Source organism: Nonomuraea sp. MG754425 (genome assembly GCF_021699195.1).
GTDB lineage: Bacteria > Actinomycetota > Actinomycetes > Streptosporangiales > Streptosporangiaceae > Nonomuraea.
On record NZ_SSXE01000328.1, the window covers coordinates 1 to 5,977 of the forward strand.

Annotated in this window: 6 protein-coding genes; 4 read left to right on the forward strand and 2 right to left on the reverse strand. The window is 71.8% G+C overall.

The window, feature by feature from the left end; all coding sequences use genetic code 11:
• Nucleotides 1–873, reverse strand: an 873-nt coding sequence (locus FAF44_RS51580) for a serine/threonine-protein kinase (protein WP_237110837.1), incomplete at its 3' end; no start/stop codon positions are given.
• A gap of 178 nt (nucleotides 874–1,051) precedes the next feature.
• Complete coding sequence (locus FAF44_RS51585) at nucleotides 1,052–1,324, reverse strand: WXG100 family type VII secretion target (protein ID WP_237110838.1); 273 nt, start codon at nucleotides 1,322–1,324, stop codon at nucleotides 1,052–1,054.
• 120 nt (nucleotides 1,325–1,444) lie between these two features.
• On the opposite strand from FAF44_RS51585, the gene FAF44_RS51590 reads away from it, so the two are divergent.
• The 4 genes from FAF44_RS51590 to FAF44_RS51605 all read left to right on the forward strand — a co-directional run.
• Nucleotides 1,445–2,164 carry an SDR family NAD(P)-dependent oxidoreductase gene (locus tag FAF44_RS51590; RefSeq protein ID WP_237110839.1) on the forward strand — a complete coding sequence of 240 codons (720 nt, stop codon included), beginning with the start codon at nucleotides 1,445–1,447 and terminating at the stop codon, nucleotides 2,162–2,164.
• Nucleotides 2,165–2,189: 25 nt separating this feature from the next.
• On the forward strand, nucleotides 2,190–3,935 hold the full coding sequence (locus FAF44_RS51595; RefSeq protein ID WP_237110840.1) for a biotin carboxylase N-terminal domain-containing protein: 1,746 nt from the start codon (nucleotides 2,190–2,192) through the stop codon (nucleotides 3,933–3,935).
• A gap of 138 nt (nucleotides 3,936–4,073) precedes the next feature.
• Nucleotides 4,074–5,453 carry a hypothetical protein gene (locus FAF44_RS51600; protein WP_237110841.1) on the forward strand — a complete coding sequence of 460 codons (1,380 nt, stop codon included), beginning with the start codon at nucleotides 4,074–4,076 and terminating at the stop codon, nucleotides 5,451–5,453.
• A gap of 90 nt (nucleotides 5,454–5,543) precedes the next feature.
• On the forward strand, nucleotides 5,544–5,977 hold a 434-nt coding region (locus tag FAF44_RS51605), incomplete at its 3' end, for a histidine phosphatase family protein (RefSeq protein ID WP_237110842.1).

Below are 5,977 nucleotides of genomic sequence, written 5' to 3' on the forward strand. Positions count from 1 at the left end.
GTCCATGGGGGTGGGCTGCTGGACACCGTCGAGGTTGAGGTGGATGGGCTGGATCGTGGGCCGCGGCACGGAACCGTGCTCGGCACCGCCCGCGATCCCGTTCCCGGCGACGGCCGGCGGCGCGGGGACGGGCACGTCGCCCAGCAGTCGCAGCAGCGCCGTGTACGCCGTCGGCCGCCCGTCCGCCTGCTTGGCGAGCGCGTCGAGCACCACCTGCCGCAGCGGCTCGGGCAGTTCCCCGATCTCGGGCTCCCCGTTCAGCACGTTCTCCTCGTCGTGCCCGAACGGCGCGGAGCCGGTGGCGGCGAACACCACGACCGCGGCCCAGGAGAAGACGTCGGCGGACGGCCCGTACCGCAGCCCGGCGAGCTGCTCGGGCGCGCGGCTGCCGATCTCCCCGGCCGGGTCCCCGAGTTCGATGTCGGTGACACGCGGCCCCTCGCCGGTGAGGATGACGTTGGACGGCGTGAGCGACCGGTGCGCGAACCCGGCCAGGTGCACGGCGGTAAGCGCGGTCAGCACGCCCACCGCCACCCGTTCGACCGCGCCGACGTCGAGCGGGCCGTCCTGGGCGACGGTCTCGGCCAGCGAGCGGCCCTCGACGTGTTCCCTGATCACGTACGGGCGCCCGTCCTCGACGCCCGCCTCGATCGTGCGGGCCACGTACGGGCTGGACACCCGGGTGAGGCTCCTGAGCCGGTCCGCGAAGCCCGGGTCGGCCGCGGGATCGGCGTTCAGGGTCTTGATGACGACCTCGGGCGCGTCCGCGGACGTGCGGCCCAGGTGGACGACGCCACGTGGCCCTTCGGCGAGGCGGCCGGTGATCTCGTGGCCACCGATCCGATCGGGCTGGGACGCGTCCTTCTCCGCCATGACCGTCCTTCCGGGATTACGGCATGATCGGAGGATATTTAACCAAATACGTCCCATTGGCATCAGAGGTTTCGGTCACACGGTTCGACGGTTGACCGACAGCCGGCAGCACGGACATCGACACGCCCGGCTCGGCGGCGAGAAGCCCCGGCGACGTCGCCAGGGCCCCTCCCGTCGATCATTTCGTGGCGGACTCGATGTTCTGCCGGTAGGAGTTGATGACCCGGGAAGCCTCTGCGAGCTCCTCGGTCATCCGCTGGAACGCGGTGCGGTAGTTCTGCCATGCCTGTGAGAAGCGCTGCGCGCCCGGACCCGTCCACGCCGTGCCGACCTTGGAGGCCTCGCGGTCGAGCGCGGTCATCGTCGCGCGGACCGCCTCCGACTGCTGCGTGAACTGAGCGGACATCTGCTGCATTTCCCCAAGGTCGCCGCCGAACATGCTCTGGCTCATGCCTACCTCCTGGAATGCGTGAAAGCGCCATCACCCTAAGGAAGCACTCCCGACCGTCGCCGCCGTTATGCCGAGCGGCTATGGTCTACCCGAGGAATGTTCGGATCGCATGGGGGGCTCATGCGCGAAGTCGTGGTCACCGGAGGCGGAACCGGCATCGGCTACGCGATCGCCGCCGCCTTCGCCTCGCTCGGCGACCGCGTCACGATCACCGGCCGCCGCGAGCAGGTGCTCAAGGAGGCCGCCGCGAACCTCGGGGCATCGTACGTCCCGTTCAACGCGGCCAGCCCCGTCGCCGTCCGCGAGGCGCTCGACAGCCTGCCCGCGCGGGTGGACGTGCTGGTCAACAACGCCGGCGGCAACACCAACCTCGACCGCAGGCAGTCCGGCGAGCTGATGGACGTGGCCGAGGCGTGGTGGGCCAACCTCAACGCCAACCTCATGTCCGCCGTGCTCGTCACCACCGCGCTGGCCCCCCGCATGGGCGAGGGCGGGCGGGTCGTCTGCATCGGCTCGATGGCCGCCAGGGGCACCGGCTCCGGCTCGTACGGCGCCGCCAAGGCCGCCGTCGAGTCCTGGACCGCCGACCTGGCCGCCGAACTCGGCCCCAGGGGCATCACCGTGAACGTCGTCTCCCCCGGGCTCGTCCTCGACACCGAGTTCTTCCGGGGCCGGCTGAACGACGAAGGTGTCAGGGCACGGGTGGGAAACACCCGCAACGGCCGCCCTGGCACCCCCGCCGACGTGGCCGATAGCGTTCTGTTCTTGGCCTCCCCCGGTGCCAGGCACCTCACGGGGCAGGTGCTGCACGTCAACGGCGGCGCGTACCTGGGCCGCTGACCCTAGGAGGAAAGGACATACGCGGGTGCGGAAGGTTCTGATCGCCAACCGCGGCGAGATCGCCGTACGTGTGGCCCGGGCCTGTACGGACGCCGGGATCGGCAGCGTAGCGGTCTACGCCGACCAGGACCTCGACGCCCTGCACGTCAGGGTCGCCGACGAGGCGTACGGGCTGGGCGGGCAGTCCCCCGCCGAGACCTACCTCGACATCGCCAAGCTGCTCGACGTCGCGCGCCGCTCAGGCGCCGACGCCGTGCACCCGGGCTACGGTTTCCTGGCCGAGAACGCCGGCTTCGCCGAGGCCGTCATCGAGGCCGGGCTGACCTGGATCGGCCCGCCGCCCGCCGCCATCGCCGCGCTCGGCGACAAGGTGCAGGCCAGGCACATCGCCCAGAAGGTCGGCGCGCCGCTCGTCGCGGGCACCAAGGACCCGGTGGCCGGCGCGGCCGAGGTGGTGGAGTTCGCGCGGGAGCACGGGCTGCCGATCGCGATCAAGGCCGCGTACGGCGGCGGCGGGCGCGGCATCAAGGTCGCCCGCCGCATCGAGGAGGTCGCCGAGCTGTACGAATCGGCCGTGCGCGAGGCGGTCGCCGCGTTCGGGCGCGGCGAGTGCTTCGTCGAGCGCTACCTCGACCGGCCCCGCCACGTCGAGACGCAGTGCCTGGCCGACCACGCGGGCAACGTGGTCGTGGTCAGCACCCGCGACTGCTCGTTGCAGCGCCGCCACCAGAAGCTCGTGGAGGAGGCGCCGGCGCCGTTCCTGTCGCAGGAGCAGGTCGCCGTCCTGTACGCCAGCTCCAAGGCCATCCTGAAGGAGGCCGGCTACGTCGGGGCCGGCACCTGCGAGTTCCTCGTCGGGCAGGACGGCACGATCTCCTTCCTGGAGGTCAACACCCGCCTTCAGGTCGAGCACCCGGTCAGCGAGGAGGTCTCGGGCATCGACCTCGTCCGCGAGATGTTCCGGATCGCCGACGGCGAGCCGCTCGGCTACGACGACCCCGTCCTGCGCGGCCACTCGATCGAGTTCCGCGTCAACGCCGAGGACGCCGGTCGCGGCTTCCTGCCCGCCCCCGGCACGCTGACCACCATGCGCGCCCCCTCCGGCCCCGGCGTACGGCTCGACTCCGGGTACGACGCGGGCATGACGGTCCCCGGCACCTTCGACTCCCTGGTCGCCAAGCTGATCGTGACCGGGCGCACCCGCCAGGAGGCGCTGGAGCGGTCGCGGCGGGCGCTGGCGGAGTTCGAGATCTCCGGCATGCCGACCGTGCTGCCGTTCCACCGGGCCGTCGTCACCGATCCGGCCTTCACCTCCGCGCCGTTCTCCGTGCACACGCGGTGGATCGAGACGGAGTGGGACAACTCCGTGCCGCCGTACGAAGGGGAGATCGCCGCGGGCGACGCCCAGGTGCGGGAGACGGTGACGGTCGAGGTCGGGGGGAAGCGGCTGGAGGTCGTCCTGCCCGCCGGGCTGGGCACGTCGGCGCCCGCCGCCACGGGCAAGTCGCCCAGGCGGGCCGGTGTCAAGGCGAAGAAGGCGTCGGCGTCCGGCGGCGACGCCCTGGTCAGCCCGATGCAGGGGACGATCGTCAAGGTCGTGGCCGCCGACGGCGACGTGGTGGGCGAGGGGGACACGGTCGTCGTCCTGGAGGCCATGAAGATGGAGCAGCCGCTGGCGGCGCACAAGGCCGGCACGATCACGGGCCTGACGGCGGCGATCGGCCAGACCGTCACGGCGGGCGCGGCCATCTGCGAGATCAAGGACACGTGACAGGGGCGGCGCACGCCGCTCCTCGGCCTTCTCTTCGGCCACGGTGTGCGCCCGCGCGTCTCCGGACAGGTAGCGTGCCGAGTGAGGAACTTTGCCGACCGCCCATTCGTCCTGAAGGGCGAAGGAGGCTTGCTGCCAATGACCCATTCGCTGCGCCGAGCAGGGGCCGCGATCGCGGCTCTGATCGCCGGTCTGATCGTCGTTCTTGCGCTGTCCCCTGCCGCCAACGCGGCGGCCGCTCCCCCGGATGCCAACTCCGTGGTGTCCAACTGGAAGAAGGACCCGCTATTCGCGGAGTCCGGCTCCGCTTTGTCGTCGGACCAGCAGAGCGAGGTCAATGATGCGCTCAAGGGGGCCGACAGCAAGATTTACGCCGTTGCGGTGCCCGCCGGCACGGTGAGCAATTCCACTGTCGGGCCCTACCTGAGCCAGCTCAACTCCGCGCTGAGCGCCGCGGGCCGCCCGAGTGCGACGATCGTCGTGCTCGACGGCACCAAGATCTACACGGCCTCCAGCTCGTTGAAGCAGCAGGGGCTGGCCGCCCGGCTTTCCAACCTCGCGGTCAGCTCCAACTCCGGTGACATCGTGGCCGGCATGAAGGACTTCACCAACCGCGTCGACCTGGCCGTCAAGGGCGACCGTTCGGCCCTCGACAGCGGCAGCCAGGCCGACCCGGGCGCCGGCGGCACCGGCGCGCTGATCGCCCTGGGCGCCCTGGTCGTGGTGGGCGGCGGTGGCTACTTCCTCTACTCCAGCAACAAGAAGAAGAAGCGCGCCATCCAGGACGCCAAGGACCTCGCGGCGGTCAAGCAGACCGTCGAGGAGGACGTCACCAAGCTCGGCGAGGAGATCACCAACCTCGACACCGACGTCACGCTGGCCGGTCAGGGCGGCAGGCACATCGACGAGTGGCAGAACGCCCTCGACTCCTACGAGAAGGCCAAGACCCAGCTCGACGCGGTCCAGCGGGCCGACCAGGTGCGCGAGGTCACCCAGACACTGGAGGACGGCCGCTACGCGCTGGCCGTGGTGAAGGCCAAGGTCAACAACGAGCCGGTGCCCGAGCGGCGCGCTCCCTGCTTCTTCAACCCGCAGCACGGCCCGTCGCTGCGTGACGTGCGCTGGGCCCCGGCCGGCGGCGCGGTGCGCGACGTGCCCGCCTGCAAGATGGACGCCGAGGCCGTGGAGCGCGGCTTCGACCCGCAGATGCGCGAGGTCATGGTCGACGGCCAGCGCAGGCCCTACTACGACGCCGGCCCCGCCTACCAGCCGTACGCCTCCGGCTACTACGGCGGCTTCGGCGACATCATGACCGGTATGTTCATCGGCACCATGATGGGCAGCATGCTCGGCGGCGGCTTCGGCGGCTACGGCGCCGGTTACGCGGAGGGCTACGCGGACGCCGGAGCCGGTGACCTCGGCGGCGGCGGCGACTTCGGTGGCGGCGGCGGCTGGGGCGACTTCGGCGGAGGTGGCGGCGACTTCGGTGGCGGCGACTTCGGCGGGGGCGACTGGTAAAGGCCCACGCCCACGGCACCACGGAGCCCCGGATCACCCTCAGCGGCGGTCCGGGGCTTCTCCGTTTCCACCCCTCGGTGAGGTGAGCGCATGGACGGTCAGGTGCGGCCCGTCCGGTTGTGGTGCCTGCGTCACGGCGAGTCCGAGAACGTCGTGACCGGGCTCTCGGGCGCGCTGCCCCTCGCCGGGCTGACCCCGCGCGGGCGGGCGCAGGCGGCGCTGGCCGGGCGGCGGCTGGCGGGCGAGGGGATCGTCCGGGTGTACGCGAGCAGCGCCGTCCGGGCCCGCCGGACGGCCGAGATCATCGCCCGTGAGCTCGGTCTCGGCGGCGACGTCGGGCTGCTGCCCGGCCTGGTGGAGATCGGCCTCGGGCGGTCGGAAGGCGCGCGGAGCCAGGAGGTGCGCACGCGTACGGCCGAGGTGCTGCGCTCGTGGGTGGTGGACGGCGACCTCGAAGTCTCCGTGGACGGCGGGGAGGACGGGTGGGCCGTGGCCGGGCGGGTCACGGCCGCGCTGTCCTCGAT